The following is a 26,506-nucleotide window of genomic DNA, read 5'->3' on the forward strand; positions in this document are numbered from 1 at the left end:
AACTCACCTAGCCGCCTTCTGACTCTCTTAACCGAATATTGTCAATACGCATTCGTCCGTATCCGGCGATAGTCAGGCCAACGGTGCTAAAGTTCAACTCTTTCGCAGTAAATCTAACGCTAGTAGAAGCCCAGCGAGAGGTCGCTGGAAGTTTCGGCGGTATCACTTCATTGACTCCAAAAGTGACAGAGGCTTGTTCCAACATATAATCGAAACTCAGTGTGTAAGCCCTGCCAGATTTCATAGACGGGAAGAGTTTTTTTATAATTATCCCTTCGCTCCCCGAAGAGTTGCTCTTGATTGATTCAAGGAAATGTTGTCCTGCCTCGAGGACAACTTTGGACGGAAAAGAAGATCCATCCATGTCCAGCCAGCCATCCCGATTACCTTCCGTGAAATCGGTACACTCATCTAGTCCCGCCTTAATCGAATAATGTCGAGTTTGGCAAGCAGTAGCGTCACTCCATTCAGAGGCACTGAACAGCGCAACGTTTAAAATAACCGTCAGTCGCGAATCCGCCTTACACCCCCGCAACCACTCCACCTCTGTCAAATAACTAAGCCCCACCCCCTGATCATGTACTGCTCCTACAAACTGCTCCTTAACCCGCTCCCCACCGTCGGCAAACGTCTCCACATACTTCAACCAGATCTTCAACCCCGCCCGCTGAAACGGCCAGGCCCCACACAACACCTTCGTATCATCCTTGATCAACCCGATATCCAACACCTCCCCATCAAAGCCCTCAAACTTCGGCATCGGCATGCTCAACTGCAGCAACTCACCAATCTTCAGTCCCACACTCTGAACCGGCGTTTCCTGCCCAGCACTGATCACCCGATATTTCAAAACCACCGTGCGCTGCAAGTTCGCCCCGGTAATCGAGAAATGCACTTTGAATTCGACTTTCGTTTGCCCAGCCGCTACGACCTTTTTCTCTGGCGGCACCGAACCATCACCCGGGCGTCCGACCACTTCCAGTTCAAGCTCGTCATTGGCGTTCAACCTCAAGTTATTGAACACCACCGTGAAGCCGTTTTGATGCAGGTTAGGATCAAGCAAATACGCCGGCGCTTCGACGACGGTCGGTGGTTCCAGTTGTTTGATTTCACCCGTTACGGTGACGCTTGCGTCGTTGGACGTGCCAGCGAGCAGGCCGGCCCGGCATACCTCATATTTCGCCTTGGCCGAACCGCCGCCGAGGGCCTGGACCGAAGCGTTGGGAATTTCGAAGTCGAAGTGGTCGGGCACCGAGCCCACTGATTTCTTCAGCGGCCCGACGACAATCGGTTGCCCCTGAGGCGGAGTGCCGGTCCAGGTCAGGCGGACCTCATCATCTTGCTGAAAGACCGGCGAGGTGAAATACACCCTGACAATGACGTTGCTGCTACCCAGTTGAGCGAGATCGATGATGGCAACGGTTTGGTTGTTGACCCGAATCAATGGCGCCGGCAACCGGTCGGTCAGATCGACCGACACATATGTGAATTTTGCCCAAGGGTCTTGCGGATCACTGAGATTGCCAACACGGTCAACCACACGGAAGGTCACCGGAATATCGCGGCCGTTACCTTGCCTTTTGATGACCTCCTCAGTGAACGTCACGAAAATCGGATTGTTGTCTGGACCATCAATCTGCTCGCGAGTGACCGGATAGAACGACACTTCTTCGTCTCTCCACTTGCCTACGATACGGTCGTAAGTGGCGATGTTCTGGTAGTGCTCAATGAGCATCCGAATTCCGCCCTTGGCCATTTCCGCACCCACTCCCTTGGATGGATCCGGTACCAGGCTGTATTTGAGGCCAGAGTGCCCCGGCTCGCTGTCGGTATCTTCGCCGCCGGGGCGGTTGAGCTTCACCCACATCAGCAACTCCTCGGACTTGACCGGTTCCTGGGGAAAACGGGTGACGGTATAAAAGACCTTGGCGGAGTCATTGGTGATGAATCCAACCGGGACTTCAAACCTCAGCCGCTGGACCGTGGTGTCGTTGATTATTTGTGTTTTGACCGGCGTGTCGTCGTTATCCCAATACAGTTCGCATTTGTCGTCCAGTGCCAGATTCAACCAAGCGTCGACAAGCACAACAAGGTTTCCGTCTGCGATGGACTCTAATGAAATACCACCGTGGTAAATCTCCGGTGTCTCCAGCTTGGTGGCCGAAGGAATATGAGGCGGAAACAAGTCTGCTGCGCGAAGGACGGTCATGGCGATGCTCCTCAACATGGGCTGGTCACGGTCAACCAGGCACTGGAGGTATCAAACGTCATTCATGCGAAAAGGACACCTGTCAGATCTGACAGGTGCAGGCCGGTTTCCGATGAGTGGTCGACGGGCAAAAAGTCTGAAGATCAAAGATCGCAGCCTTCGGCAGCTCCTACACGGATCAATGTAGGAGCCGCCGAAGGCTGCGATCTTTGCTTTTACCTAGAAGTAATACGGGAATTTCAGGCTGAACGAAAAGTCCGGCGCATCATCGGTCATGCCGATCGACAAGTTCGGCACGATCGTCAGGTTGTCGGTGGCCGCGATGGTCATGCCGACGTTGAAGTAACCGGCGTTGGCGTCACTCGACACCACCGATTCCCAATCGCCGCCGTCCTGTTTCAGCTTGCTCTTGCGCTGCACCAGGTCGGAGACCGAGAACGACATGCTCATCTTCTCGTTGAGGGCGAAGGCGATGCCGGCGCCGATCTGGAAGCTGTCGCCGATGCGCACTTTGCCTGGGGTTTTCTGGTTGACGGTGGAGCTGATGTCGTCGAACGACTCCTCGAGGTTGTGGGTGTAGGAGAGGCTGCCGAACAGCACCGCCGGGTCGAACGTCTTGACCAGCGAGATGCCCGGGGTGATCGACCAGACGCCGTTGCCGGTGGGCAGGGTGTCGGGCACGAACAGGTTGGAGTTGGCGTCGGTCTGGCGCAGCTTGATGCCGAACGGGTCTTTGCCGGTCGGCGCCTTGACGCGCAAGGTGACGACGGCGTCCGGGGTGTTGACCGACTCGTCGAGGAACTTGTAGGCGATACCGAAGTTGACGTCGCCAATGGTTGGATCCTTGGTCACGGTTTCTTCGGTGGTCACACCTGCAGCGCCCTGATTGCCGCCGCCGGACTGATACGTCGACTCGCGATAGACCACCGGCACGTTCAGGTCGAACTGCCAGCGATTGTCGAAGTTGTAGCGGCCGGTGAGGTCCAAGGTCCAGGTGTCGGCCTTGATCCGGTCGAGGTTGATGTTGCCCAGGAAGATCGAATCCAGCGCAAGGAAACCGTTCAGGATCAACTGGCGGGTGTCATAGCGTGAATAGGTGACACCGGTTTCGAAACTGAACTTGCCGCCACCGAAAAAGCCGCTGGCCTCGTCGTACAGGTTGGAAACACTTTGCGCCGGTTGCGAATCGTCAGCCAGCGATTGACCGTAGGAAGCGCCACTGCCCTCGGCGGCGCCTCCCGATGCAGCGGCCGCACCGGTGCCTGTGGCGGCTCCGGTAGCGACGCGATTGCCTTTCATGTCGGACGGCGATTTGGCCAGCCGTTTTGGCGGTGGGGCGGCGGGTGTTTCTTCTACCTGGCGGACCCGTTGTTCAAGTACCGCCAGCGCTTGTTGTTGTTGTTCGTATCGTTGCTTCAGTTCCAGAAGTTCCCGTTTCAGGGCTTCTACATCGGCGTCGGGCGCTGCTTGCAGCATTGCCGCCGGGAGAAGGGTACTCAAACACACTGCAGCACGCAGTGATACTGATCGATACATGAATAAGCCGTCCCTTTTAGCCCAATGATCGAGACTCAGCGTAGTTCAATATCCGATATTGCGTAGGGCCCCGAGTTGGGTCAGGTTGCAGTCCAGTGCACCGGCGCTTCTGCCGTTATTGTTAAGTACGACGTTGAGTTGCGTAAGGTTGTTGACCACGTTGGCACTGCCCAGCAAACGGGTGTTCTGCAGCAGCCCGCCCTGGGCGACCTGTTGCAGTGCGTTACCTTGATTGCCGCTGGCCTGAATGGCCATTTGCACGCCACCGCCATTGACGGAAACCGCGACGCTGCCGGCGCCGTTGCTGCCGGTGATGGTCTGCCCGGCGACAAGGGCCTGACCTTGCGATGGCACCAGAGCCGGCGCCTGACTGGCTTCACTGACGTTGATTGCAACGTTGTTGTTGGCGGTGTTGCCATCGCCGGCGGCGCGCACGCTTTGCGTCACGCCCTGAGTGCTGTTGAGGCCGGCTCCGCCAATCACGGTGCCGGTGCCCAAGGTGGGCGTACTGCCGTTGCCCGACTCCTTGATGGTCGAGACATAAAATTCCGGTTTGACGGTTGCAGCCTGGACCTGCATTGAGGTCGCGGCCCCGATCAAGTCGCCGCTGGCGTTGCGCCAGGTGCTGCTCATGACAATGCCGAAGCTGATGATCCGCCCCGGCATGACGTACCGACCGCGCAGCTCGGCGAGCTCCTGGTCCTTGATTTCGATGGGTTTGAATCCGGCATGGGCAAAGCCTGACGCACCCGCTGCCAGGCAGGCGGCGGCCAGCCAGTATGAGGTTTTCATCTGCTGCTCCCGGGACATCCAGTCCCATTCTCTAACTCGGCGATTAAAAGAAGTCGCTCTGAATGAACCCGAAATCCATCAATTCCGCATCTTTGACCGGGTTGAAACCGTCCAGCGAGTTCTTCGCCGTCAGCGGCACGGGAGGGCTGCGCAAGGCGTTGGCCTTGTCATAACCGGGGCCGACGATGGCAAAGACAATTCCGTTCCAACCTTTGACAAAGTCATCGTGTTTGTAGCGCTTGTGGCCGAGAACCGGGTCACCGATATAGACCCAATCCTTGTCCGAACGCTGCAGGACGACGAAATGCTTGTAGCCGCGAATGTCCATCAGGACCACCACCGGAATGGTCACCGCTTCGAGTTTCTCGGGCGGGATCCGGTAGCCACGGGCACGCATGCCGATGCTTTCTACGTAGCGCTTCATGTCGAGCATGGAGAAACCCTGGGTTCGCACCAGGTCCTGGTCAGCGTTGACCAGCATGCCCTTGATGATGTGCTCCTCATCGACGTCGAGCCAATAGGCCTGGCGCAGGACCGTTGCCAGTGCAGCAGCGCCGCAGCTGAAATCGGTTTTCTGTTCGACGATGTCGGCAAACTTGCGCTCACGAATGCTTTGCACGTCCTTATAGACCAGCACGCCACCCGGCAGGGCAGCGACGGGCATCTGGGCTGCCTGAGTCAGGCCGCACAGACAAAGCAGAGCGAGGAGGGCAGGAGTCCGCATGATCGAATACGCCTTGTGGAACCTGGGAAAAAGCCCCGTTGCCGGGGCTTTCGTTTCGATCGCGATTACATGCAGGCTTTGCAACCTGCGGCGATGGACAGCGAGTTGCTTTGTTGGTTGCCCACACCCGCCGAGACGTTGGCTCCGCCGTTGCCGGAGAAGTTGTTCATCGAGTTGGTCATGTTGGCATTGTTGACGACTGGGGTTTTCCAGCCATCTTTGGTCAGCACTTGTTGGGTGGTGACGCCAGCGAGGCCAAAGCTGCCCACGGCTTCGAACTTGGCTTTCTGATCATCGTTGCCGCCGTGGCCGCCGCCACGGTTACCCCAACCGCCATGGTTGTTGTCGTCTTCGATGGTCGCGGTGCCTTTGGCTTTGAATACGCCAGCGGCTGCATAAGTACCGGTAAGAGTGTCGGTTTTGTAAGCCTGCACGCCTTTGTTTTCCACGACCAGGCCAGTCGAGGACTGGTTGGCAGAGGCAGCAGCCTGCGCTACACGACCACCAGAAACGGCGATGGCGAGGTTGTTTTTCTGTTGGTTGAAGTTGCCGGCGGTCACGTTGATGCCAATGTTGCCGGAACCGTTGTTGCCAGCGTTGTTGAGCGTGGCGTTGTTGAAGGTGGAGGAGTTTTTCACGTAGTTGTTGTTGTTCACCTGAGTCGCGCTCGAGGCGGCAACAGCATTACCGAAGATAAAGCTTTCGTCAGCGGTGGCCAGTGCAGCAGCGTTGTCCTGCTGGTTGCCGTCGCCGCCAGCCACGTTGGCGCCCATGTTGCCGTTGGAGCCATTGAGCGAGTCGCTGGCATTGGCGTTGTTCAGGGTGCCCTGGTTTTTTACCACGTTGCCGTCGCTGTTTTGCGCGTCGAGGACAGCGGCGCCGGCGCCTGCGGTGATCTGCAGCAGTTGTTCAAGGTTAGGTCCTTGAGGCTGGCCGTGACCATTGCCGTGCCCGTTACCATGACCGTTATCGTCACCACGGCCGCCGGCCTGTGCTGCCATTGCCATCACTGCTGCGAGTGCGAAAACCAGTGGTTTGAGAGCCATTGTAGGTTTCATGGTGTTTCTCCGTCGTGCTTATTAGTTGGTTAAGTGTTGGGACTTTTCTAATTGCACTGCTTTTTTGTATGGGTCAGTCAGCGACCCGGATGCTCAGGGTGTTAGCCATGCGGTTCCCCACCCCGGCACTCTGGTTCACCTGGATGACCCCGCGACTGCCGGTGAAGGCCTGATCACTTGTCGTGACCTGGCGACTGCCGATCGAGGTACCAGTTGCTCCTGAGCTCGGTAAAAACGCCACGTTCTGTTGCGAAAGGGCGCTGTCGTCAACGCTCTGCGGGCCGGCACTGATGCTGACGCGCGTCACGTTGGCCATTTGATTGTTGGCTCCGGCGCCCTGGTTCACGCCGAGGATGCCGTTGCCGTTGCTGAAAGAGTTGCCGCCGATGTTGGCGCTCGCGTCGATGGCGCGGCTGGCAGGCGTGTCGATGGTTTGCCTGACGCTGGTGGTGGCATGGGATTCGGTGCCGATGGCAATCGCCTTGGTGTTGGCTTGTTGCATCTGGTCACCGGCTGCCTGGTTGACGTTGAAGTTGCCGCGATACTGAGCGCCGGAATCCTGAATATTCGCTTTGTTGACCGAGGTCGAATCGGCCATGGCGCTGGTGCAGCCGAGCAGGGCGAGAAGCAGCAGGGTGCGATTCATGTCATTGGCCTCCGGCCATGCGGGTCAGAGGCGCCAGGCCGGTGCTCATCGCCCGGTTGACGGTGTTGGAAATCGAGGCGCCAGAACCGCCGCCACTGCCGCTGCGCATGCCGGGCAGGCCGTTCTGGTTGGTCAGGGTGTTCATGCCTGGCAGGTTGGAACTGGGCGTAGTCATGTTGCCGCGAATCGACGAGCCACTGGCGACGCTGGCGAAATCGCCGTCGCTGAGTTCGGTGCTGCTGAGGGTCTGATTGATCCGCGCCGAAGGGTTGGCATTGACGGTGGTCGGGTAGGGGTCTTTGCCGCCATTACGCCCGATCGGGATTGGCTGAACGTCGCGGTTGAGGACGATCACTCCATTGCCTTCGGCCTGGGCGCTGACACTGATCAATGCGCTGGCGGCTGATCCGATCAGCAGGAGGCAGGTCAGGCTTTTATTGAGATTCCCCACGGCGGCGATTCCTTCTTCAGTGGGCTGGGTTGTTCAGCGTTGTGAAGGAGAGAGCGAAAGCTGTGCCGGGTTTAGATTGTTTATTTAAATCAAGGGCTTAGTTATTTTGAGCGAGGCAGGTGTGTGGCTACTGTTTCACTGTTGAAACACAGCGAGAGCCGCTTGAGTGGACATCGACTTTGGAAAGCTCTGGCACAAGGGTTTGCGCCGATGTGTTTCATTGACGTAACAGATGGCGTCACGGATTGATGAACAGCGTTTGGACGCGGCTTTGCGAGGGCAGGAGTGTTTCAAAAACGGACAGATGCGCCCAAAAATACCGGTGTGGTGGCTCAGGCGGACAACAGACGCTCGACCGCCGCAAAGGCTTGGGCCTGGCGTTCGACCCAGTTGCCTTCAATAACCTGCAGCGGCCGTTGATGCTGGATCAACCAGTCGCGAGTGGCTTCGAAGAACGCCATGCGATCGTCAAGATCCGGCTGGCAGCGTTGGCCGTCTTCGGCCCAGTCGACTTGTTGCGGCGACAGCAGCAGGTGCAGGTCGTAGTGGCGCGCGAGCAACTCGGCTTCAAGCCAGTCCGGGCAAGCGCCGAACAGGGTCTGGCTCCAGAGGATGTTGCTCAGCAGGTGAGTGTCGAGGATCAGCAGGGAGGGTTGCTGCGCTCGCGCCTGATCTTCCCAGCGCAACTGGCCTCGGGCGATAGCAGGAATATCCGCCAAACAGGTGTCACGGGGATTGTCTTCGATGAACCGACGGACATATTCATCAACGCGCACGCCGCCGAAACGCTGCTCCAATCCCGCCGCCAGCCAGCTCTTGCCGGTGGATTCCGGGCCGGTAAGGACTACGACTTTCATGTGCGCAACGCCGGATCGGCGCGCCACTCACGCCAGCCTTCAACGGCGAGCAGAGTGAACAGCCCATAGAGGCCTGCGGTCAGGTACAGGCCTTTATAGATGAACAGGCCTACAAAAATGACATCGAGGACAAACCACAGCGCCCAGCATTGCAAGCGTTTCTGCGCCATCCACAGTTGTGCGACCAGGCTGAAACCGGTGAGCGCGGCATCGAGCCACGGCTGGGCGGCGTCGGTCCAGTGTGCCATCGCGGCGCCCAGCAGCAGGCTGCCGATGGCCCCGACGCCGAGACCGAGCAGAATTGAGCGCGCGTCGAGGCGGGTGACTTGGCGCCCGTCATGCATCGTCCCGGCGCGGGTCCACTGCCACCAGCCGTAGATTTGCAGCGCGGCATAGATCACTTGCAGCAACATGTCCGAATACAGCTTCACCTCAAAGAAGATCCAGCTGTAGAGCAACACCATGACCAGCCCGATCGGCCAGCACCATGGATTCTGTTTGACCGTCAGCCACACGGCGATGACACCGAGGGCAGCGGCGAACAGTTCAAGCCCGGACATGGCGGATCCCTGGGGAAGTCGAGAAGGGGGCGGATTGTACTGCATTCGCCCAGACACAGAAGTACCCTGTGGGAGCGAGCCTGCTCGCGAAGGCGTCGGGCCAGTCAGTGGAAGAAGATGTCGACTGGACAGGCCCTTTCGCGAGCAGGCTCGCTCCCACAGGTTATGGGTCAGACCCTGAACTGGCGCAGTAACCCGTTGAGCTGTTCGCTCAGCTGCCCAAGCCGCAGACTGGCCGCACTGGATTGTTCCGCCGCCAACGCGGTGCTATGCGAAAGGCCGGCCGCCTGGGTGACGTTCTGGTTGATGTCCTCCACTACATGGGCCTGTTGCAACGTGGCGCTGGCGATCGAAGCATTCAGACCGTTGAGATTGCGCAACGCCTGGCCAATTGCATTGAGACTCGCCCCGGCCAGTCCCGCCTGTTCGATGGTCAATTGCGAGGCCTTGCTGCTGTCGCCAATCACCTTCACCGCAGCCTCGGAGTGGTTCTGCAAACGCTCGATCATCGACTGAATCTCCGCTGTCGATTTCTGCGTACGCTGGGCCAGCAAGCGCACCTCATCGGCCACCACGGCAAACCCGCGACCCTGTTCACCCGCGCGCGCCGCTTCAATCGCCGCGTTCAAGGCCAGCAGATTGGTCTGCTCGGCAATCGAGCGAATCACTTCCAGTACGCTGCCAATCTGCGTGCTCTCCGCCGCCAGGGTGCGGATCACTTCCACCGCCTGATCGATCGTGCCGGAGAGCTTGTCGATCTGTTGCAGGCTGCCGTCAATGTTGATCTGCCCCTGTTGCGCCTGCGCTTCGGCATCACGCATTTCGGCGGCGGCGTGTTCGGCGTTTTTCGCCACGTCCTGCACGCCGTAGGTGACTTCGTTGATTGCCGTGGCCACCAGTTCCATCTGCTGCGATTGCTGCTGACTGCGCTGCTGCGCCTGCGACGCGTCGTTGCCCAGCTCACTGGACGACTGACCCAAAGCGCTGGCCGAGACCTGCAGATCACCAATCACTCGGCGCAGCTTGGCGGTGAAGGCATTGAAGTGATGGGCCAGTTCAGTGACCTCATCCTTGCCGTGGGTATCAAGGCTGCGGGTCAGGTCGCTTTCGCCGCTGGCGATGTTCGCCATGGCATTCACGGTTTCCTGCAACGGACGGACAATGCTGCGTGCGATCAGGATCACCAGCAGCGCCATGATCAGTGCAATCGCCAGGCCGATCGCCGACGCCTTGATCATTTGTTCCTGAAATTCCGCCTGAACGTCGTCGACGTAAACGCCGGAACCGATTACCCAGCCCCACGGCTCGAACAATTTCACGTACGAAGTCTTCGCAACGGGATCAGTCGCCCCCGGTTTCGGCCAGCGATAATTGACCATGCCCGCGCCTTTGGCCTTGGCGATGGCGACCATCTCGTTGAACACCGCAAAACCGTCCGGGTCGCGGATCGCCGAGAGGTTCTGGCCTTCGAGTTTGGGGTTGGTCGGGTGCATGACCATCACGGGCGTGAGGTCGTTGATCCAGAAATAGTCGCTCTGGTCATAGCGCAGGCCACGAATCGCGGTCAGTGCCTGCTTTTGCGCCGCGTCCCTGGTCAGGGTGCCGGCGGTTTCCAGGCCATGGTAATAGTTCAGCAGGCCGCTGGCGGTCTGCACCACATGCTGGGTTTTCTGCGCCTTGGCGTGGTAGAGGTCGTCGTGGATCTGCTTGAGCATCAGCACGCCCAAGGTCAGCAACATGACCATCGCCACGATCAAGATGAGCCACAAGCGTCGGCTGATCGACACACTGCGCAAGCTGTTCATAACGCTGTCACTCCGGATTCTTGTTCTTGTAATAAATGATCGCCAGCATCCAGCCACCGCTGAGTGCTCGGGACTGCGCCAGCCAAGCCATGCAGCGCGGGGAGCGCTATTAAGGCTTGTCTGTTAGGATTTCGGCCCCGCGCGCAAAAACCTGAATCCGGTTTTGACATTTCACGGAATTTTTACCGTTTCGTGTGGATCCTGTGCGCGCGGAATCGGTACAGCTTTAACCAGCTACGCTGAACGCAGTGAACGCTAAAAATACTATCGGGGCATGCCGTCGCGCATCGCTCTCTGGGGGATTGATGGATCTTTGGACTGCCTTGCAGGCACTGATACTAGGAGTTGTAGAAGGGCTGACGGAGTTTTTGCCCATTTCGAGTACCGGACACCAGATCATCGTCGCCGACTTGCTGAACTTCGGCGGCGAGCGGGCCATGGCGTTCAACATCATCATTCAGCTCGGCGCGATTCTCGCGGTGGTCTGGGAGTTTCGCCGCAAGATCCTCGACGTGGTGATCGGCTTGCCGACCCAGCCGAGTGCACGGCGTTTTACGGCTAATCTGCTGATCGCGTTTTTGCCCGCCGTGGTGCTCGGAGTGATCTTTGCCGATCTGATCCACGAATACTTGTTCAACCCTATCACCGTAGCGGCGGCGCTGGTCATTGGTGGGATCATCATGTTGTGGGCCGAACAACGTCAGCATGAAGTCCACGCCGAAACCGTTGACGAGATCCGCTGGACCGATGCGCTGAAAATCGGTTTCGCGCAATGCCTGGCAATGATTCCCGGCACTTCGCGCTCCGGTTCGACGATCATTGGCGGCTTGCTGTTCGGCCTGTCGCGCAAGACTGCAACCGAGTTTTCGTTCTTCCTCGCCATGCCGACCATGGTGGGTGCGGCGGTATATTCGGGCTACAAATACCGCGATCTGTTTGTGCCAGCGGATTTCCCGGTGTTCGCGATTGGTTTCGTCACCGCGTTTGTTTTCGCCATGATCGCTGTGCGCGGTTTGCTCAAGTTCATCGGCAACCACAGCTATGCAGCGTTTGCCTGGTACCGAATAGCGTTCGGCCTGTTCATTCTCGCGACCTGGCAATTCGGCTGGGTGGACTGGTCGGCGGCCAAGCCATGAACGATTCGCGCGCGCAGCGCCCGCAAGGACGAGCTTCTGGCGGGCGCCTTCAGCATGTGAAGTTGAAGCTTGTGGTGCTGTTGATCGTCTGCGCGCTTCCGCTGTTCGGCTCACTGTCGATGTGGCTCAGTGGCCTCTCGCGGGTGCCGCTGGCGGCGTACGGGATTGTCAGTGTGCTGGCGTTTTTTCTGTACTGGGCCGACAAGCGCAAGGCCCGCGCCGATGCGTGGCGCACCCGGAAAACATCCTGCATGCGGTAGAACTGGCGGGCGGCTGGCCGGGGGCGTTGATCGCCCAGCAAGTGTTTCGGCACAAGACGCGCAAGGTGTCGTTTCAGATTCTGTTCTGGATGATCGTGCTGCTGCATCAGGTGTTCTGGATTGACCAGATTTTTCTCGGATCGAACTTGCTGTCGCTGATTTAACGTCCACCGAAAATCCCCTGCGGGAGCGAGCCTGCTCGCGAAAGCAATCTCATCCTCGCTGATGAGTCGCCTGACAAACCGCCTTCGCGAGCAGGCTCGCTCCCACAGAATTTGCGTGCTTACAAAAGCAGGCCGATTTGCGTTTTTTAGGCAACTTGCTCACCACCAGTTGATGCGACCGCTGCAACAGCGCCTGCAATTCCTCGGCACTCAGCGGGTAGGGCGGGTGCATGATGATCCACTGCGCCCGCGCCAGATACGGCGCCGGATGAACCCCGGGCGGTCGCAATGGCCGAGAAACAGATCCTTGTCGACCTTGAACGCCAGCGAATCGCCGCGTAATCCCTGCAAGGCAAACATCTTGTTGCCGGCGATCGAGAACACCCGCACGCCGCCCCATTTGTAATCTTCCCGCGCGCCCGGCAGAGCCAGACAAAATGCGGCTACCTCGGTTTCGCTCATTTTTTCCTGTTTCATAACAACCGCTCCCCGCAGGCATTGAACGATTCGACCAAGTGATCGATCCATGCGCGCACCGCCGGCATTACCCCGCGCCGGTGCGGGTACACCGCTTGCAGCCAGCCGCCAGGCAATGACCATTCCGGCAGCATCTGCACCAGCGTGCCGTTACGCAGTTCGGTCTCGCAGAACATCATCGGCAGCACGGTGAAACCCTGACCAGCCAGCACGCAGGCCTTGCGCACGACAAAATCATCGATGCCCAGCCGCGCTTCCATGCTCAGATCGACGCTTTTGCCCTGCTGATCGAGCAGACGCACGTGGACCATGCGATCGGCTTCCAGGGCGCCGAGCACTGGCAGGGTTTTCAAGTCCTGCGGATGATTGATGGTCTTGCCCTGCATAAAGGCCGGACTGGCGATCACTACCGCCTGGGCCTGACGCAAGCGCCGGGTGACCAGCAACGGGTCTTCATCACCGTGATCGCGCACGCGCAAAGCGACATCGATGCCTTCGGTGACCAGATCGACGCGGCGGTTGAGCAGCACGACCTCCAGTTGCACCTGCGGAAATTTGCCAAGAAAGTCGCTGATCACCGTCGGCAGCATTTCATGAGCCAGACCGGTCGGGCACGACACCCGCAAGCGCCCGCGTGGTTCGCTGGACATGCTCGCCACGGCTTCGTCAGCCATTTCCGCTTCCAGCAGCATCGCCTGACAATGGCGCAAATAGCGCTCGCCGACAGCGGTGAGATTAAGTTGGCGAGTGGTGCGTTGCAGCAGTCGCGCGCCGAGGCGCTCTTCCAGTTCGGCAATCCTTCTGGAGAGCCGCGACTTGGGAATACCGAGCAGGCGCCCGGCGGCGGCAAATCCGCCGGCTTCGACCACTTTGGCGAAGTAATAGAGATCGTTGAGATCCTGCATGTGCCTTTCCACTCGTTCTATCAATGGGACGAACTATCGCATTGTCGGCGACTAATCAGCTATTGGTTTGTTGCGTAGGATTGTCTCCATTCCGTCGCCACCGGCGATTCTTTCAGGAGCACCCACATGAAACTGTTGCACATCGATTCGAGCATTCTGGGCGACAACTCGGCTTCCCGTCAGTTGAGCCGTCAAGTCGTCGACGCCTGGCAAGCCGCCGAGCCGAGCGCCGTGGTCACCTACCGCGACCTGGCCGCCGATGCCATCAGCCATTTTTCGGCCAACACACTGGTCGCCGCTGGCACCACCGCCGAATTGCGCGACGCTGCGCAACAGCACGAAGCCGAGCTGAGCGCCTCGACCCTGGCCGAATTCATCGCTGCGGACGCCGTGGTGATTGCCGCGCCGATGTACAACTTCACTGTGCCAACCCAATTGAAAGCGTGGATCGACCGCGTTGCCGTGGCCGGCCAGACTTTCCGCTACACCGAAGCCGGCCCGGAAGGCCTGTGCGGTGGCAAGAAAGTGGTTATCGTGTCGACCTCAGGCGGCATCCACGCCGGGCAGGCCAGCGGCATCGCTCACGAGGAATATCTGAAGCTGGTGCTCGGTTTCCTAGGCATTACCGACATCGAAATCGTCCGCGCTGAAGGTCTGGCCTATGGCGAAGAAGTGCGCAACAACGCCATAAGCGCTGCGCAAGCGAAGATCAGCGAGCAACTGTTCGCCGCCGCGTAAGGCTTGCGTAAAGAACAGCTGATATTCAGGTAATCCCCCAAAAACTCTGTATTCTGGTTCTGCAAGGGCCTATTACGGAGTTTTTTGTTTCTGGTTGTTACATAATCTGGCCCGGGTTATGCAGTTTCAGCACATCCAACGATGTGGTCCAACAGGGTGGGGCATTCATGAGGCATCTTTGTGCAATGTTGCTGATTTGCCTGCTGGGCAGCCTGAATTCAGTGCAGGCCGCGCCGGGGCGACACCCGGTCTGGAGCGTCGGTTATCACGAGATGACCTTTCTCGACCCGCTCGATCTGCAACCGATGCGCGCCATCGCTTTTTACCCGTCCAGTGACCGCGAGCACATGAGTTTGCTTGAGGGTTACTCGGTCGAGGCCGGAGAAGACACCAAAGTCGCCATCGGCCGCTTTCCCATGTTGATGCTGTCCCACGGCAACACCGGTACGCCGCTGGCCCTGCATGACCTGGCCACTTCATTGGCGCGCAAAGGCTTTGTCGTGGTGGCGGTGATTCATCCCGGCGACAACTGGCGCGACCACAGCCGACTCGGCACGTTGAGCAATCTCTACGGGCGGCCAATCCAGATTTCCCAAGCGATCACCGCGACCCTCGCCGACAACATGCTGGCTCCCTTCGTCAACGCTGATCAGGTCGGTGTGATCGGTTATTCGGCCGGTGGCGAGACCGCGCTGATTCTTTCCGGGGCGCAACCGGATCTGGATCGTCTGCGCCGCTATTGCCAGGACCGTCCGGACGATCACGACGCCTGCAACACCCAGGGCGAGCTGATTGTCGATCGCGATGACTTGCAGCCGGTGGCCGATCCACGGGTTCACGCGTTATTGCTGATGGCGCCGCTGAGCCTGAAGTTCGGCCGCCATACCCTCGCCGATGTGCACGTACCGGTGCTGCTCTACAGCGGCGACGGCGACAAACTGGTGGCCTTTGATAAAAACGCGGCTGCCCTGGCGCGCAAGCTGCCCACCGCGCCGGACTTCAAGCTGCTGGCCGGGGCAGGGCACTTCGTGTTTCTGGCGCCATGCAATGAAGAGCAGATCCGCGCCATGCCAGCGTTGTGCACCGATGCTGATGGAGTGGATCGCGAGGATATTCACCGCAACCTGATTTCCGAAGCCGGACGATTTTTTGCCCATGCACTGGGCAAATCGACGCGAGCAGGGATGCAGACTGCGGATCAGTAAGCCCGCCCTCAGCACTTGATCAATGCTGAGAGCGGGCTTGCTCTTGCGCCGATCAGGACAGCGGCGGCGTACGCGGTGGGATCTGGCGTTTGCTGCCGGTGGATTCGAAGGCAGCGGCGAAGCGCAACAGGTTCGAATCGTCGTAGGCGCGGCCGGCGAAAGTCAGGCCGACCGGCATGCCGATGTCGGCCATGACGCCCATCGGCACGGTGACCGTGGGTACGCCGAGGTGGCGGATCGCAAGGTTACCGTTGGCCACCCAGACGCCATTGCTCCAGGCGATGTCGGCCGAGGCTGGATTGACATCGGCGTCCGCCGGACCAACGTCGGCGACGGTCGGGAACAGCACGGCGTCGAGACCAAGTTTATCCATCCAGTCTTCGAGGTCGATGCGTCGGGTCTGCTCCAGACCGCGCAAGCCATCAGGCACGGTAGGGATTTCATTCCACGGCGTGATGCCGCGTTCGGCCATGCGCACGTATTCGTCCATGCCGGCGGCCAGATCGCCTTCGCGGTTGGGCAGGGTGCCAGGGTCATGGGGGAAGATTTTCGGCCCGTCGACGTCGACCAGACGATTGAGTTTCGGGTCACCGTTGGCTTGCAGGAAATCGTCAAACGCCCAGGCCGTCAGATCCCACAGTTCATGATGCAGGAATTCTTTCGACACCAAGCCACGAGTGAACACGGTTGGCGCGCCGGGGCGGTCGCCTTCGCAGTTGGAGACCAGCGGGAAATCGGTTTCGATGACTTCGGCGCCGGCGGCTTCGAGGGCCTGGCGCGCCTGCTTCCACAAATCGATCACTGACGGGCGGGTATTGATGCGCTGGCCAGTCGGGCCGCCAATACCGGGGGCGTCGCTGGTGCCGGCGTCCGGGTCGGCATTGATATACATGCGCGGGATGGCGAAGCGTTTGCCGGTCAGGGCTTTGGCGTCGACGGCCAGTTCGCTGTACGCCGCCGGGCGCACTTCGCTGACACGCGGGATCGGCACCCACGGTTGCAGACGCCACAGGTCGCCACGGGTGTCCGGGTCTTCGGCGACAACTACGTCGAGTACCTCAAGCAGGTCGGCCATGGTCCGCGCGAACGGCACGACGACGTCCATGGTTGGGGTCAACGGCCAGTTACCGCGCACCGAAATCACGCCGCGCGACGGTGTGTAGGCGCACAGGCCGTTGTTCGACGCAGGGCCACGGCCGCTCGACCAGGTTTCCTCAGCCAGACCGAACGCCGCGAAACTCGCAGCAGTCGCGGTACCGGCACCATTGGAAGAGCCGGAGGCGAACGGCGCGGTGAGGTAAGCAGCGTTGTACGGGCTTTCCGCCCGGCCATAAACGCCACGCTGCATACCGCCATTGGCCATCGGCGGCATATTGGTCTTGCCCAGACAGATCGCCCCGGCCGCGCGCAGGCGCTCGATGGTGAAAGCGTCGCGATGGGCAACCAGATCGGCAAACGCCGGACTGCCGGAGGCGGCGGTCAGGCCCTTGACCAGATAGCTGTCCTTGGCGGTGTAGGGAATGCCATCGAGCGGGCCAAGGGATTCACCTTTGGCGCGGCGGGCGTCAGAGGCGCGTGCTTCGTTCAACGCTTCAGGATTGCGCACGATTACGGCGTTGAGGGCTGTCGGCGTATCGGCACCGTCATAGGCATCGACGCGCGCCAGATAGGCTTGCACCAATTCCACAGCAGTGGTCTGGCCGGATTCGAGGGCGGCGCGCAATTGCGCGATGGAGACTTCGGTGACTTCGATCATGGGGTCACCTGTTGGGCGTGGATGTTCAGGGCAGGGGTATTCATAGCGGTTCTCGTAGCACGGCTTTAAGCGACAAGGTTGAGACTGGCGCCTATTTAACACCAAGCCGCGCTTCGAGTAATCGACGGGGTGACGGCCCCGCCGGTTTTTCTGCGTCCAGCGGATTATTCGTTGATGCGCGGATGCTGCTGAACCAGCACTTTGCGCTTGGCCTCCAGCTCGGCGATTTCGGCATCGATGTCTTCGATTTTCTGCTCGATGTTGTCGTGGTGCTCCTGCAGCAGTTCCTTGGCCTCTTCGAGGTCGGAGGCTGCCGGGGCGGCGCCGCGCAGGGGTTTGTTGGCGGTTTCCTTCATGGTTACACCGGTGACCAGGCCGACCACGGCGATGACCATCAGGTAGTAGGCGGGCATGTACAGGTCGTTGGTGCTTTCCACCAGCCAGGCCACGGCGGTCGGGGTCAGACCGGCGATCAGCACCGAAACGTTGAAGGCACTGGCCAAGGCGCTGTAGCGGATGTGGGTGGGGAACATCGCCGGCAGGGTCGAGGCCATCACGCCGATAAAGAAATTGAGCAGCACCGCGAGAATCAGCAAGCCGCAGAAGATCAGGCCGATACTGCCGCTGTTGATCAGCATGAACGCCGGAATGGCGAAGATGAACAGACCGATGCTGCCGACGACGATGAAGGGTTTGCGGCCGATCTTGTCGCTGATGAAACCGATCATTGGCTGCACGAACAGCATGCCGACCATGATCGCGATGATGATCAGTACGCCGTGGTTTTCACTGTAATGCAGGTTGTGCGTCAAGTAGCTCGGCATGTAGGTGAGCAACATGTAATAGGTGACGTTGGTCGCCGCCACCACGCCGATGCAGGTCATCAGGCTGCGCCAGTGTTTGGTCGCAACTTCCTTGAACGAGACTTTCGGGCCACCGGCGAGACCTTCACGGTCGCCTTGTTCGAGTTTTTCCACGTGCTGCTGGAACGCCGGAGTTTCTTCCAGGGCGTGGCGCAGGTACAGGCCGATCATGCCCAGTGGCAAGGCGAGGAAGAACGGAATCCGCCAGCCCCATTCCTCGAAGCGCTGCTCACCAAGGATCGTCGAAATCATCACCACCACGCCGGCGCCGAAGACGAAACCGGCGATCGAGCCGAAGTCCAGCCAGCTGCCGAGGAAACCGCGCTTGCGATCCGGGGCGTATTCAGCGACGAAAATCGAAGCGCCGGTGTATTCGCCACCGACCGAGAAACCCTGAGCCATTTTCGCCAGCAACAGCAGAATCGGCGCCCAGATGCCGATCGAGGCATAGGACGGAATCAGGCCTATGGCGAAGGTGCTCAGGGACATGATGACGATGGTCGCGGCAAGGACTTTCTGCCGCCCGTATTTGTCGCCGAGTGCGCCGAAGAACAGCCCGCCCAGTGGACGAATCAGGAACGGCACGGAGAAGGTCGCCAGGGCGGCGATCATTTGCACGCCGGGATCGGCGCCGGGGAAGAAGACCTTGCCGAGCACATAGGCGACAAAGCCGTAGACGCCAAAGTCGAACCATTCCATGGCGTTGCCCAGTGCGGCGGCGGTGATCGCCTTGCGCATCTTGGCGTCGTCGACGATGGTGATGTCTTTCAAACCGATCGGTTTGACAGTGTTCTTGCGTGATTTCATTGCGCTGTTCCCGCTCGCTGATCCAGATTACCGCTGCGATGCCATCTCCATGATGGCGCCGGCTCTTCTGCCTCAGATACATGTGGACACGAAATAATTCACCATTGGCAGGAATTAATTTCCCGCCCGACGCAAGCCCTCTATATCCACTGTGGGAGCGAGCCTGCTCGCGATGACGGCAGTACATCCAACATCGCAGCCGCCTGACCCGACGCTTTCGCGAGCAAGCCCGCTCCCACAGTGGATCTGTGTTGTGCCGGGATTCTTTGCACGCCGCCGAGCCTTGTAGGAGTGAGCCTGCTCGCGATGACGGCAGCCCATCCGAAATCGCAGTCGCCTGACCCGGCGCTTTCGCGAGCAAGCCCGCTCCCACAGTGGATCTGTGTTGTGCCGGGATTCAATGCACGCCGCCGAATCCTGTGGGAGTGGGCTTGCTCACGAAGAGGGCATCACATTCAGCATCACAGCCGCCTGCCCCGACGCTTTCGCGAGCAAGCCCGCTCCCACAGTGGATCTGTGTTGTGCCGGGATTCAATGCACGCCGCCGAACCCTGTGGGAGTGGGCTTGCTCACGAAGAGGGCAGCCCATCCGACATCGCCTTCGCCTGACCTGGCGCTTTCGCGAGCAGGCTCGCTCCCACAGTGGATCTGTGTTGTGCCGGGATTTAATGCACGCCGCCGAATCCTGTGGGAGTGAGCTTGCTCACGAAGAGGGCGGCACATTCAGCATCACAGTCGCCTGCCCCGGCGCTTTCGCGAGCAGGCTCGCTCCCACAGTGGATCTGTGTTGTGCCGGGATTTAATGCACGCCGCCGAATCCTGTGGGAGTGGGCTTGCTCACGAAGAGGGCAGCACATTCAGCATCACAGTCGCCTGACCCGGCGCTTTCGCGAGCAGGCTCGCTCCCACAGTGGATCTGTGTTGTGCCGGGATTTAATGCACGCCGCCGAATCTTGTGGGAGTGGGCTTGCTCACGAAGAGGGCGGCACATCCGAAATCGCAGTCGCCTGACCCGGCGCTTTCGCGAGCAAGCCCGCTCCCACAGTGGATCTGTGTTGTGCCGGGATTTAATGCACGCCGCCGAATCCTGTGGGAGTGGGCTTGCTCACGAAGAGGGCGGCCCATCCGACATCGCAGCCGCCTGACCCGGCGCTTTCGCGAGCAAGCCCGCTCCCACAGTGGATCTGTGTTGTGCCGGGATTTAATGCACGCCGCCGAATCCTGTGGGAGTGGGCTTGCTCACGAAGAGGGCGGCCCATCCGACATCGCAGCCGCCTGACCCGGCGCTTTCGCGAGCAAGCCCGCTCCCACAGTGGATCTGTGTTGTGCCGGGATTTAATGCACGCCGCCGAATCCTGTGGGAGTGGGCTTGCTCACGAAGAGGGCGGCCCATCCGACATCGCAGCCGCCTGACCCGGCGCTTTCGCGAGCAGGCTCGCTCCCACAGTGGATCTGTGTTGTGCCGGGATTCTTTGCACGCCGCCGAATCTTGTGGGAGTGGGCTTGCTCACGAAAGCGGCATTACATTCACCGCGAGGCTTAAAGCGCAGCCTTCACCTGCAAACCGACCACCAGCGCATTGTCGATGTCCTGGCCGGAAAACGCGCCCGGTTCGATGATGTATTGCAGGTTCGGGCGCAGGGTCAGCCATGGGGTGGCCTGGTAGCCGTAGCCCAATTCGATCAACTGCTCGGCGCTGTCGAGGTTCGGGAACGCAGCACCATTGGCCAGCGCGGCATCCTGCTGCACATCACGGCTGCGCGGGTTCGGCACGGCGCGGCCGTAGCCCAGCGCGAGGGTGTCACGCGGACGACCTTCGAACGGTTTGTACAAAACCACACCGGTGCCGTACCACTTGCTGAACGGCGAGGCGGCTTCGCTGGCCGCCGAATACTGACCGAATGCATGCAGGCTGCGGCCCTCGGAGGTCGGCGAACGCCATACGGCCTGATCGATCAGCAAATAATGCCCGCCACGCCCGGACACCTCGTCGTCGCTGCCAATGCGTTTGACGTCGGAGCTGTCGTAGTAATAGCCGAGCTTGTACTCACCCGGCAGCTCGCCGGCGTGCTTGTACACCAGCTCGATCGGCACGACGGTGCCGGTGGTGTGCTTCGGCCCAAGATGCCAGGCGCGGCTGGAATTGCCGTTACTTTCTGGATCGACGTTGAACGCCGCCACACGCAGCTGCCAGGACGGCGACAGGTCGTATTTGACCCGCACGCCCAGACGAGCGTTGGGGTAGTTGGTCCAGCCGCTGCCGCCGGACATGTTCAGCGGATGGCCGCAAAAACCGGCGTTCATGAAGTTGCACAGAATGCCGCTGTCGAGACCGCCGAGGTCGTTGCCCATGGCCATGTAGCCGAGCTTGACGTTCAGCGCCGGGGTGAACAGGCTGCGCTCGTAACTCAGTTCAGTCAGGCGCGTGTACAGGCCGCCGTAGTTTTCCTGAATCGGCAGGCGGTTGCCGACCAGATCTTCCGAAGCGCTGTTACCGCGACGGTCGTTGATGGTCAGTTGCACTTTACCGGCGTTGTCGACGCCGTAGAGTTTGCTCAGATCAAACTGCACGCCGAGTTTGATGTTCTGCGAGTAGCGCGCCGAACGGTGCAGGCCGCCGTCGGCGTTGTAAGCGGTTTCGCCGCTGTAATCGCCAGTGAACTTGACGCCGTCTGCATCGAGTTGATGACGCAAGCCGCCCCAGTCACCGGTGAGGGTGCTGCGGGTCAGCAGATCGGAATCGCTGGCGGCCAGCGCGGGAGGGCAGTGGTGCAGCTCAGGCCCAGCAACAGGCCAGTGGAAAGTTTGGTACGAGAAAAGCGAACAGCCGATGACATGTGAATCCTTCCTGCTGAAATCTTTAACGCAATAAAACGGCGACGCGGTGCTTTGGGGCACCGCGCGCTTGGAGGAGGTTGGTGGTGCGGCAGCGAGTTACGGCAGGGCGTAAGCCATCACGTAATCGCCACGATCAGTCGACTGGCGTGCGCCGCCAGCGGTGACGACGATGTACTGCTTGCCGGTCTTCGGCGAAACGTACGTCATCGGGCCGCCCTGGCTGCCGACCGGCAGACGGGCTTTCCAGACTTCTTCACCGTTGCCGCTGTTGAAGGCGCGCAGGTAGAAGTCCTGGGTGCCGGCAATGAAGATCAGGCCGCCCTGGGTCGACAGGGTGCCGCCGAGGGTTGGCAGACCGATCTTGATCGGCAAGTGCATGCGGATGCCCAGGGGACCGGTGTCTTCAACGGTGCCGACCGGAACCTGCCATGCGACTTTCTGGGTCTTCATGTCGATCGCGGTCAAAGTGCCGAACGGCGGCGCCTGGCACGGAATGCCGGCCACCGACAGGAAGCGGTTCTTGTTCACCGCGTACGGCGTGCCTTTGAGCGGCACAGCACCCATGCCGGTGTTCAGCGCTTCGCCACCGCCAGCGGCCTGGCCTTTGTTCTGCGACGGAATCATCTGAATCCACAGACCCAGGCGCATGTCGTTGACGAAGATGAAACCGTGCACCGGGTCAGTGGAAATGCTGCCCCAGTTCATGCCACCCAGCGAACCGGGGAAGCTCAGCGATTTGTCGGTCCCCGGTGCGGTGTACAGACCGTCGTAGCGCATGCTCTTGAAGTCGATGCGGCAGAGCAACTGGTCGTACGGCGTGGCGCCCCACATGTCCGATTCAGTCAGGTGCTGCGCGCCGATCTGCGGCATGCCCACGGATTTCGGCTGGGTCGGCGAGTACGGCTCGTTAGGGATGTTCGCCGCTTTCACCGGTACTTCTTTGACCTCGGTCAGCGGCTTGCCGGTGGCGCGGTCGAGCACATAAATCTGCCCGGCCTTGGTACCGATGACCAGCGCCGGAACGCTTTGGCCGTCCTTGTCGAAGTCGATCAGGCTCGGCTGCATTGGCAGGTCGAAGTCCCACAGATCGTTGTGCACGGTCTGGAACACCCAGCGTTCTTCACCGGTGCTGGCGTCCAGCGCGAGGATCGAGGCGCTGTACTTGTGGTCCAGTTCGCTGCGCTCGACACCATAGATGTCGGTGGACGAGCTGCCCATCGGCAGGAACACCGTGTTGGTCGCCGCGTCGTAGGACATCGGCGCCCAGCTGTTCGGCGTGCTGCGCACGTAGGTTTTGCCGTCGGCCGGTGCGTTGCGATCCTGCGGGTTGCCCGGGTCGAACGCCCAGCGCATGGCGCCGGTGATCACGTCAAAACCGCGAATCACACCGCCCGGCATGTCGCTTTGCACGTTGTCGGCAACACGACCGCCAACCACCACGGTGGTGCCGGCCATCAATGGCGCGGACGACAACTGATAGTAGCTGTCCGGCACATCACCCAGGCCGGCCTTCAGATCGACCTGGCCGTTGTTGCCGAAACCCTGGCAAAACTCGCCAGTGTCAGCATCGACCGCGATCAGGCGGGCATCGATGGTGTTGGTCAGCAGACGACGCTGGCAGTTGGCAGCCGGCGCCGGTTTGGCTTCGATGATCGAAGAGTTGCTCGGCTGAGCGATGGTGACGGTGGCATCGAAATAGGCCATGCCACGGCAGCGCTGCCAGACTTTCGACTGGGCGTTGATCTGGTTTTTCCAGATTTCCTTGCCGGTGTCGGCGTCCAGCGCGATCAGGTTGTTGTGCGGGGTGCAGATGAAGACTTTGTTGCCGACCTGCAGCGGGGTGAGCTGGTCTTCGGCGCCGTTGCCATCGCTCTCGGCGACGTCACCGGTGTGGTAGGTCCACGCGACTTTAAGCTTGTCGACGTTGTTGCGGTTGATCTGATCGAGCGCAGCGAAGCGGCTGCCACCTTCGGTGTTGCCGTAGTGCGCCCAGTCTTTCTGCGCCTTGGCCGGCTCGACCGGAGTCAGGCCCGGGCCAGTGCCAGTGGCGGCAACGGTTGGGTGGGCGACGAACATGTTGCCCGCCGCAACGGCCACACCGACCGCGAGCACAGCGGCCACGGCATACGCGCCACGACCGGCCACGCGGCCATTAGCGCGCGCCAGCAGCGGGTAGACCAGAGCGACGACCATACCGATGGCGCTGAACATGAACAGCCGCGAGAACACCGGCCAGAACACCAGCCCGGCGTCAGCCACGGCCCAGATCGCGGTGGCCACGAGAAATGCGGCGAACAGCCAGGCGCCTGCAGTTTTCTTCAGTGCGATCAGCACACCGGAAACGGTCATCGCCAGACCGCCGACCAGGAAGTACCAGGAACCGCCCAGGCTGACCAGCTTCACACCGCCGACCGCGAGCGCCAGACCGAGCAGGGCGATGATCACGCCAAGGCCGACCAGAATGAACGTTGAAACGCCTGAGACGCGTTGACTGTGGTTCACATTGAAAGTCCCGTTTGAATGAAGCGCGGGATTATAACGGTAACTAACCATTCAGTTAACCGCAGTTTTGCCAGGAAAACGTGCACTTCTGTGAATCAAGCGTGGTGCAGGATGGGCAAAATGCAAGGCGAGACGGTTTTCTCAAGGCTCGAGCAGCAGCGGTCGCCATTCGATCAGGGGTGGTTTCAGCGGCTGAGGTTCTTCCAAAAGTAGTGGATCGGATTCAGGTTCCGGGGGCAGTTGTTGATCGTCCTCTGGCATTTATTGCGAAGCCTGATCAACAGTGATGGCAACCTTGCCCCTGGCCCGACCTTGTCCAACGTAGTGCAACGCGTCAGCTATCTGATCGAACGGAAAAGTACGATCAACCACCGGTTTGATCACCCCGGCCTCAATCAACGCAGTGATTTTCTGCAACTGAACGCCATCGGCACGCATGAACAGAAACGAATAACCCACCCCGTGTTTGCGTGCTTTACGGCGAATCCCGCTGCTGAGCAGGCGCATCACCAGTCCGAGCAGCCACGACAACCCCTGCTCCCGAGCGAACCGCGCAGTCGGCGGTCCTGACAGGGAAATCAGTTGCCCGCCCGGTTTCAACACCTTCAACGATTTCTCCAGCACATCGCCGCCAAGGCTGTTGAGCACCACGTCGTAGTCGCGCAGCTCAATGGCGAAATCCTGCTGCTTGTAATCGATCACCACATCAGCGCCCAGCGCCTTGACCCACGCGACATTCGCCGTGCTGGTCGTAGTCGCAACAAAAGCGCCGAGGTGTTTGGCCAGTTGAATGGCGACCGTGCCAACGCCACCGGAGCCGGCGTGAATCAGCACCTTCTGGCCTTTTTGCAGCCCGGCGACCTCGACCAGGGCCTGCCACGCCGTCAACGCCACCAGCGGCATGCAAGCCGCCTCGGTCATGGCGATATTGGCGGGTTTCAACGCGACCGTTGTTTCATCGACAGCGATGCGTTCGGCAAACGTGCCAATCCTGTTTTCAGGCGCACGCGCATAAACCTCATCGCCCGGCTTGAAACGCTTGACCGCCGCACCGGTGCTGAGCACCACGCCGGCGACATCGTTGCCCAATATCAAAGGCATTTGATAGGGCAGGATCATCTTGAATTCGCCGCTGCGAATCTTCAGGTCCAGCGGGTTGACGCTGCTGGCGTGGACCTTGATCAACACGTCGTGTGCGCCGACAACCGGCTCGGCGACGTCGCCAATCCGGCCGTTCTGCTTGCCGTAGCGCTCGATGAAAAATGCCTTCATTGCGGATGCTCTTGTCGGTAGAAACCCGCCGGTATAGCGGCGGGTTTGGATGAGGTCAGGCCTGAGTCAGATAACGCTGCGCCACCGCCGACTGGCGAATCTGCCCCAACAGCCCCTGACGCGCCGCTTGCAAGGCATCCCAGCGCTCGCCTTCGTGCAGCGGCGGGATGGTCACGACTTCGCGACGGTCGAAGCCGACCAGCGCGGCGTCGACCATGTCGCCGACTTCCATGATGTCGCTGAGGGTGTTGATGTCGATACCGGCGCGGTCCCAGATTTCCGTGCGGGTGGCCGCAGGCAATACGGCTTGCACGTACACGCCCTGTGGCGACAGCTCCAGGCTCAGGCCCTGGGAGAGGAACAGCACGAACGCCTTGGTTGCGCCATACACCGACATGCCGAACTCCGGCGCCAGGCCCACCACCGAGCCGATGTTGATGATCGCGCCGTCGCCAGCCTTGGCCAGGCGCGGGGCGATGGCACTGGCCAGACGCACCAGCGCGGTGGTGTTGAGCGCGACCAGTTGCGCCACGCTGTCGGTGCTCTGTTCGATGAATGTCCCGGACTGCGCGGCGCCGGCATTGTTGACGAGGATGCCGATGCGCGCGTCGCCACGCAGACGCGCTTCGACGGTTTGCAGGTCGCTCAGTTGCGTCAGGTCGGCCTGTAGCACTTCGACATTGACGTTGTGCTCAGCGCGCAAACCGGCAGCAAGGGTATCCAGACGCGACTGGTCGCGGGCGACCAGTACCAGATCGTGCCCGCGTTGGGCGAAACGTGCGGCATAGACCGCGCCGATGCCGGAGGAGGCGCCAGTGATCAGAACAGTAGGGCGAGTAGTCATGGTGTGGGCTCTTTTCAGTAGAAGACTGATTGCGGGCCTTTAGGATGATGATCGAAATCTAAACTGTCAACGGTTTTGATTATGGCCAACATCTATGTATC

Annotated in this window: 19 protein-coding genes and 3 pseudogenes; 4 read left to right on the forward strand and 18 right to left on the reverse strand. The window is 60.2% G+C overall.

The window, feature by feature from the left end:
• Positions 1-7: 7 nt before the first annotated feature.
• The 10 genes from LJU32_18150 to LJU32_18195 form a co-directional block, all read right to left on the reverse strand.
• The gene (locus LJU32_18150) at positions 8-2,209 is read right to left on the reverse strand and encodes a hypothetical protein (protein WKV87588.1); all 2,202 of its coding nucleotides are present in this window, start codon (positions 2,207-2,209) and stop codon (positions 8-10) included.
• A 219-nt stretch (positions 2,210-2,428) separates the two neighbouring features.
• Complete coding sequence (locus LJU32_18155; GenBank protein WKV87589.1) at positions 2,429-3,745, reverse strand: hypothetical protein; 1,317 nt, start codon at positions 3,743-3,745, stop codon at positions 2,429-2,431.
• Positions 3,746-3,790: 45 nt separating this feature from the next.
• Positions 3,791-4,537 (reverse strand): hypothetical protein, encoded by a 747-nt coding sequence (locus LJU32_18160; GenBank protein ID WKV87590.1) that lies wholly within the window; start codon positions 4,535-4,537, stop codon positions 3,791-3,793.
• A gap of 43 nt (positions 4,538-4,580) precedes the next feature.
• Complete coding sequence (locus LJU32_18165; protein ID WKV87591.1) at positions 4,581-5,261, reverse strand: C39 family peptidase; 681 nt, start codon at positions 5,259-5,261, stop codon at positions 4,581-4,583.
• Between the two features lie 65 nt (positions 5,262-5,326).
• Positions 5,327-6,319, reverse strand: coding sequence for a heme utilization protein (locus LJU32_18170; protein WKV87592.1), 993 nt, complete (start codon positions 6,317-6,319; stop codon positions 5,327-5,329).
• Positions 6,320-6,392: 73 nt separating this feature from the next.
• Complete coding sequence (locus LJU32_18175) at positions 6,393-6,965, reverse strand: adhesin (GenBank protein ID WKV87593.1); 573 nt, start codon at positions 6,963-6,965, stop codon at positions 6,393-6,395.
• A 1-nt stretch (position 6,966) separates the two neighbouring features.
• Positions 6,967-7,416, reverse strand: a complete 450-nt coding sequence (locus tag LJU32_18180; protein WKV87594.1) for a hypothetical protein — start codon at positions 7,414-7,416, stop codon at positions 6,967-6,969.
• Between the two features lie 332 nt (positions 7,417-7,748).
• Positions 7,749-8,273 carry an AAA family ATPase gene (locus LJU32_18185; GenBank protein ID WKV87595.1) on the reverse strand — a complete coding sequence of 175 codons (525 nt, stop codon included), beginning with the start codon at positions 8,271-8,273 and terminating at the stop codon, positions 7,749-7,751.
• Positions 8,270-8,833 (reverse strand): nicotinamide riboside transporter PnuC, encoded by a 564-nt coding sequence (gene pnuC / locus LJU32_18190; GenBank protein WKV87596.1) that lies wholly within the window; start codon positions 8,831-8,833, stop codon positions 8,270-8,272. The genes LJU32_18185 and pnuC overlap by 4 nt, the downstream gene beginning before the upstream one ends.
• A gap of 170 nt (positions 8,834-9,003) precedes the next feature.
• On the reverse strand, positions 9,004-10,638 hold the full coding sequence (locus LJU32_18195; GenBank protein ID WKV87597.1) for a methyl-accepting chemotaxis protein: 1,635 nt from the start codon (positions 10,636-10,638) through the stop codon (positions 9,004-9,006).
• A 305-nt stretch (positions 10,639-10,943) separates the two neighbouring features.
• On the opposite strand from LJU32_18195, the gene LJU32_18200 reads away from it, so the two are divergent.
• Together LJU32_18200 and LJU32_18205 are read left to right on the forward strand one after the other, a co-directional pair.
• Positions 10,944-11,774 (forward strand): undecaprenyl-diphosphate phosphatase, encoded by an 831-nt coding sequence (locus tag LJU32_18200; protein ID WKV87598.1) that lies wholly within the window; start codon positions 10,944-10,946, stop codon positions 11,772-11,774.
• Positions 11,771-12,198: pseudogene (locus LJU32_18205) on the forward strand (DUF1294 domain-containing protein). The gene LJU32_18200 and the pseudogene LJU32_18205 overlap by 4 nt, the downstream one beginning before the upstream one ends.
• Positions 12,199-12,317: 119 nt before the next feature.
• On the opposite strand, the pseudogene LJU32_18210 reads toward LJU32_18205, so the two are convergent.
• Together LJU32_18210 and LJU32_18215 are read right to left on the reverse strand one after the other, a co-directional pair.
• A pseudogene (locus tag LJU32_18210) lies at positions 12,318-12,675 on the reverse strand (MmcQ/YjbR family DNA-binding protein).
• Positions 12,672-13,580, reverse strand: a complete 909-nt coding sequence (locus tag LJU32_18215) for a LysR family transcriptional regulator (GenBank protein ID WKV87599.1) — start codon at positions 13,578-13,580, stop codon at positions 12,672-12,674. Before LJU32_18215 ends, LJU32_18210 begins: the two are co-directional and overlap by 4 nt.
• 126 nt (positions 13,581-13,706) lie before the next feature.
• On the opposite strand from LJU32_18215, the gene LJU32_18220 reads away from it, so the two are divergent.
• Both LJU32_18220 and LJU32_18225 read left to right on the forward strand, forming a co-directional pair.
• Positions 13,707-14,318: an FMN-dependent NADH-azoreductase gene (locus tag LJU32_18220; protein WKV87600.1), complete on the forward strand. Its 612-nt coding sequence runs from the start codon at positions 13,707-13,709 to the stop codon at positions 14,316-14,318.
• A 167-nt stretch (positions 14,319-14,485) separates the two neighbouring features.
• Positions 14,486-15,523: a dienelactone hydrolase gene (locus LJU32_18225; GenBank protein ID WKV87601.1), complete on the forward strand. Its 1,038-nt coding sequence runs from the start codon at positions 14,486-14,488 to the stop codon at positions 15,521-15,523.
• A gap of 52 nt (positions 15,524-15,575) precedes the next feature.
• On the opposite strand, the gene LJU32_18230 is transcribed toward LJU32_18225, so the two are convergent.
• The 6 genes and pseudogenes from LJU32_18230 to LJU32_18255 form a co-directional block, all read right to left on the reverse strand.
• Positions 15,576-17,279, reverse strand: coding sequence for an amidase (locus LJU32_18230; GenBank protein WKV87602.1), 1,704 nt, complete (start codon positions 17,277-17,279; stop codon positions 15,576-15,578).
• Positions 17,280-17,443: 164 nt separating this feature from the next.
• The gene (gene proP / locus LJU32_18235; protein WKV87603.1) at positions 17,444-18,949 is read right to left on the reverse strand and encodes a glycine betaine/L-proline transporter ProP; all 1,506 of its coding nucleotides are present in this window, start codon (positions 18,947-18,949) and stop codon (positions 17,444-17,446) included.
• Between the two features lie 1,539 nt (positions 18,950-20,488).
• Positions 20,489-21,786, reverse strand: a pseudogene (locus LJU32_18240) (carbohydrate porin).
• Positions 21,787-21,883: 97 nt separating this feature from the next.
• Positions 21,884-24,289, reverse strand: coding sequence for a glucose/quinate/shikimate family membrane-bound PQQ-dependent dehydrogenase (locus tag LJU32_18245; GenBank protein WKV87604.1), 2,406 nt, complete (start codon positions 24,287-24,289; stop codon positions 21,884-21,886).
• 261 nt (positions 24,290-24,550) lie between these two features.
• On the reverse strand, positions 24,551-25,561 hold the full coding sequence (locus LJU32_18250; protein WKV87605.1) for an NADP-dependent oxidoreductase: 1,011 nt from the start codon (positions 25,559-25,561) through the stop codon (positions 24,551-24,553).
• Between the two features lie 55 nt (positions 25,562-25,616).
• Entirely contained in the window at positions 25,617-26,405 is a 789-nt protein-coding gene (locus tag LJU32_18255) for an SDR family oxidoreductase (protein ID WKV87606.1), read from the reverse strand.
• Positions 26,406-26,506: the final 101 nt, after the last annotated feature.

Origin of the sequence: Pseudomonas sp. B21_DOA, assembly GCA_030544685.1 — a bacterium.
GTDB lineage: Bacteria > Pseudomonadota > Gammaproteobacteria > Pseudomonadales > Pseudomonadaceae > Aquipseudomonas > Aquipseudomonas fluorescens_AO.

Coding starts and splice junctions, on each gene's coding strand:
- LJU32_18150 (WKV87588.1), bottom strand. CDS start 2,209: ATGACCGTCCTTCGCGCAGCAGACTTGTTTCCGCCTCATATTCCTTCG.
- LJU32_18155 (WKV87589.1), bottom strand. CDS start 3,745: ATGTATCGATCAGTATCACTGCGTGCTGCAGTGTGTTTGAGTACCCTT.
- LJU32_18160 (WKV87590.1), bottom strand. CDS start 4,537: ATGAAAACCTCATACTGGCTGGCCGCCGCCTGCCTGGCAGCGGGTGCG.
- LJU32_18165 (WKV87591.1), bottom strand. CDS start 5,261: ATGCGGACTCCTGCCCTCCTCGCTCTGCTTTGTCTGTGCGGCCTGACT.
- LJU32_18170 (WKV87592.1), bottom strand. CDS start 6,319: ATGAAACCTACAATGGCTCTCAAACCACTGGTTTTCGCACTCGCAGCA.
- LJU32_18175 (WKV87593.1), bottom strand. CDS start 6,965: ATGAATCGCACCCTGCTGCTTCTCGCCCTGCTCGGCTGCACCAGCGCC.
- LJU32_18185 (WKV87595.1), bottom strand. CDS start 8,273: ATGAAAGTCGTAGTCCTTACCGGCCCGGAATCCACCGGCAAGAGCTGG.
- pnuC (WKV87596.1), bottom strand. CDS start 8,833: ATGTCCGGGCTTGAACTGTTCGCCGCTGCCCTCGGTGTCATCGCCGTG.
- LJU32_18195 (WKV87597.1), bottom strand. CDS start 10,638: ATGAACAGCTTGCGCAGTGTGTCGATCAGCCGACGCTTGTGGCTCATC.
- LJU32_18200 (WKV87598.1), top strand. CDS start 10,944: ATGGATCTTTGGACTGCCTTGCAGGCACTGATACTAGGAGTTGTAGAA.
- LJU32_18215 (WKV87599.1), bottom strand. CDS start 13,580: ATGCAGGATCTCAACGATCTCTATTACTTCGCCAAAGTGGTCGAAGCC.
- LJU32_18220 (WKV87600.1), top strand. CDS start 13,707: ATGAAACTGTTGCACATCGATTCGAGCATTCTGGGCGACAACTCGGCT.
- LJU32_18225 (WKV87601.1), top strand. CDS start 14,486: ATGAGGCATCTTTGTGCAATGTTGCTGATTTGCCTGCTGGGCAGCCTG.
- LJU32_18230 (WKV87602.1), bottom strand. CDS start 17,279: ATGATCGAAGTCACCGAAGTCTCCATCGCGCAATTGCGCGCCGCCCTC.
- proP (WKV87603.1), bottom strand. CDS start 18,949: ATGAAATCACGCAAGAACACTGTCAAACCGATCGGTTTGAAAGACATC.
- LJU32_18250 (WKV87605.1), bottom strand. CDS start 25,561: ATGAAGGCATTTTTCATCGAGCGCTACGGCAAGCAGAACGGCCGGATT.
- LJU32_18255 (WKV87606.1), bottom strand. CDS start 26,405: ATGACTACTCGCCCTACTGTTCTGATCACTGGCGCCTCCTCCGGCATC.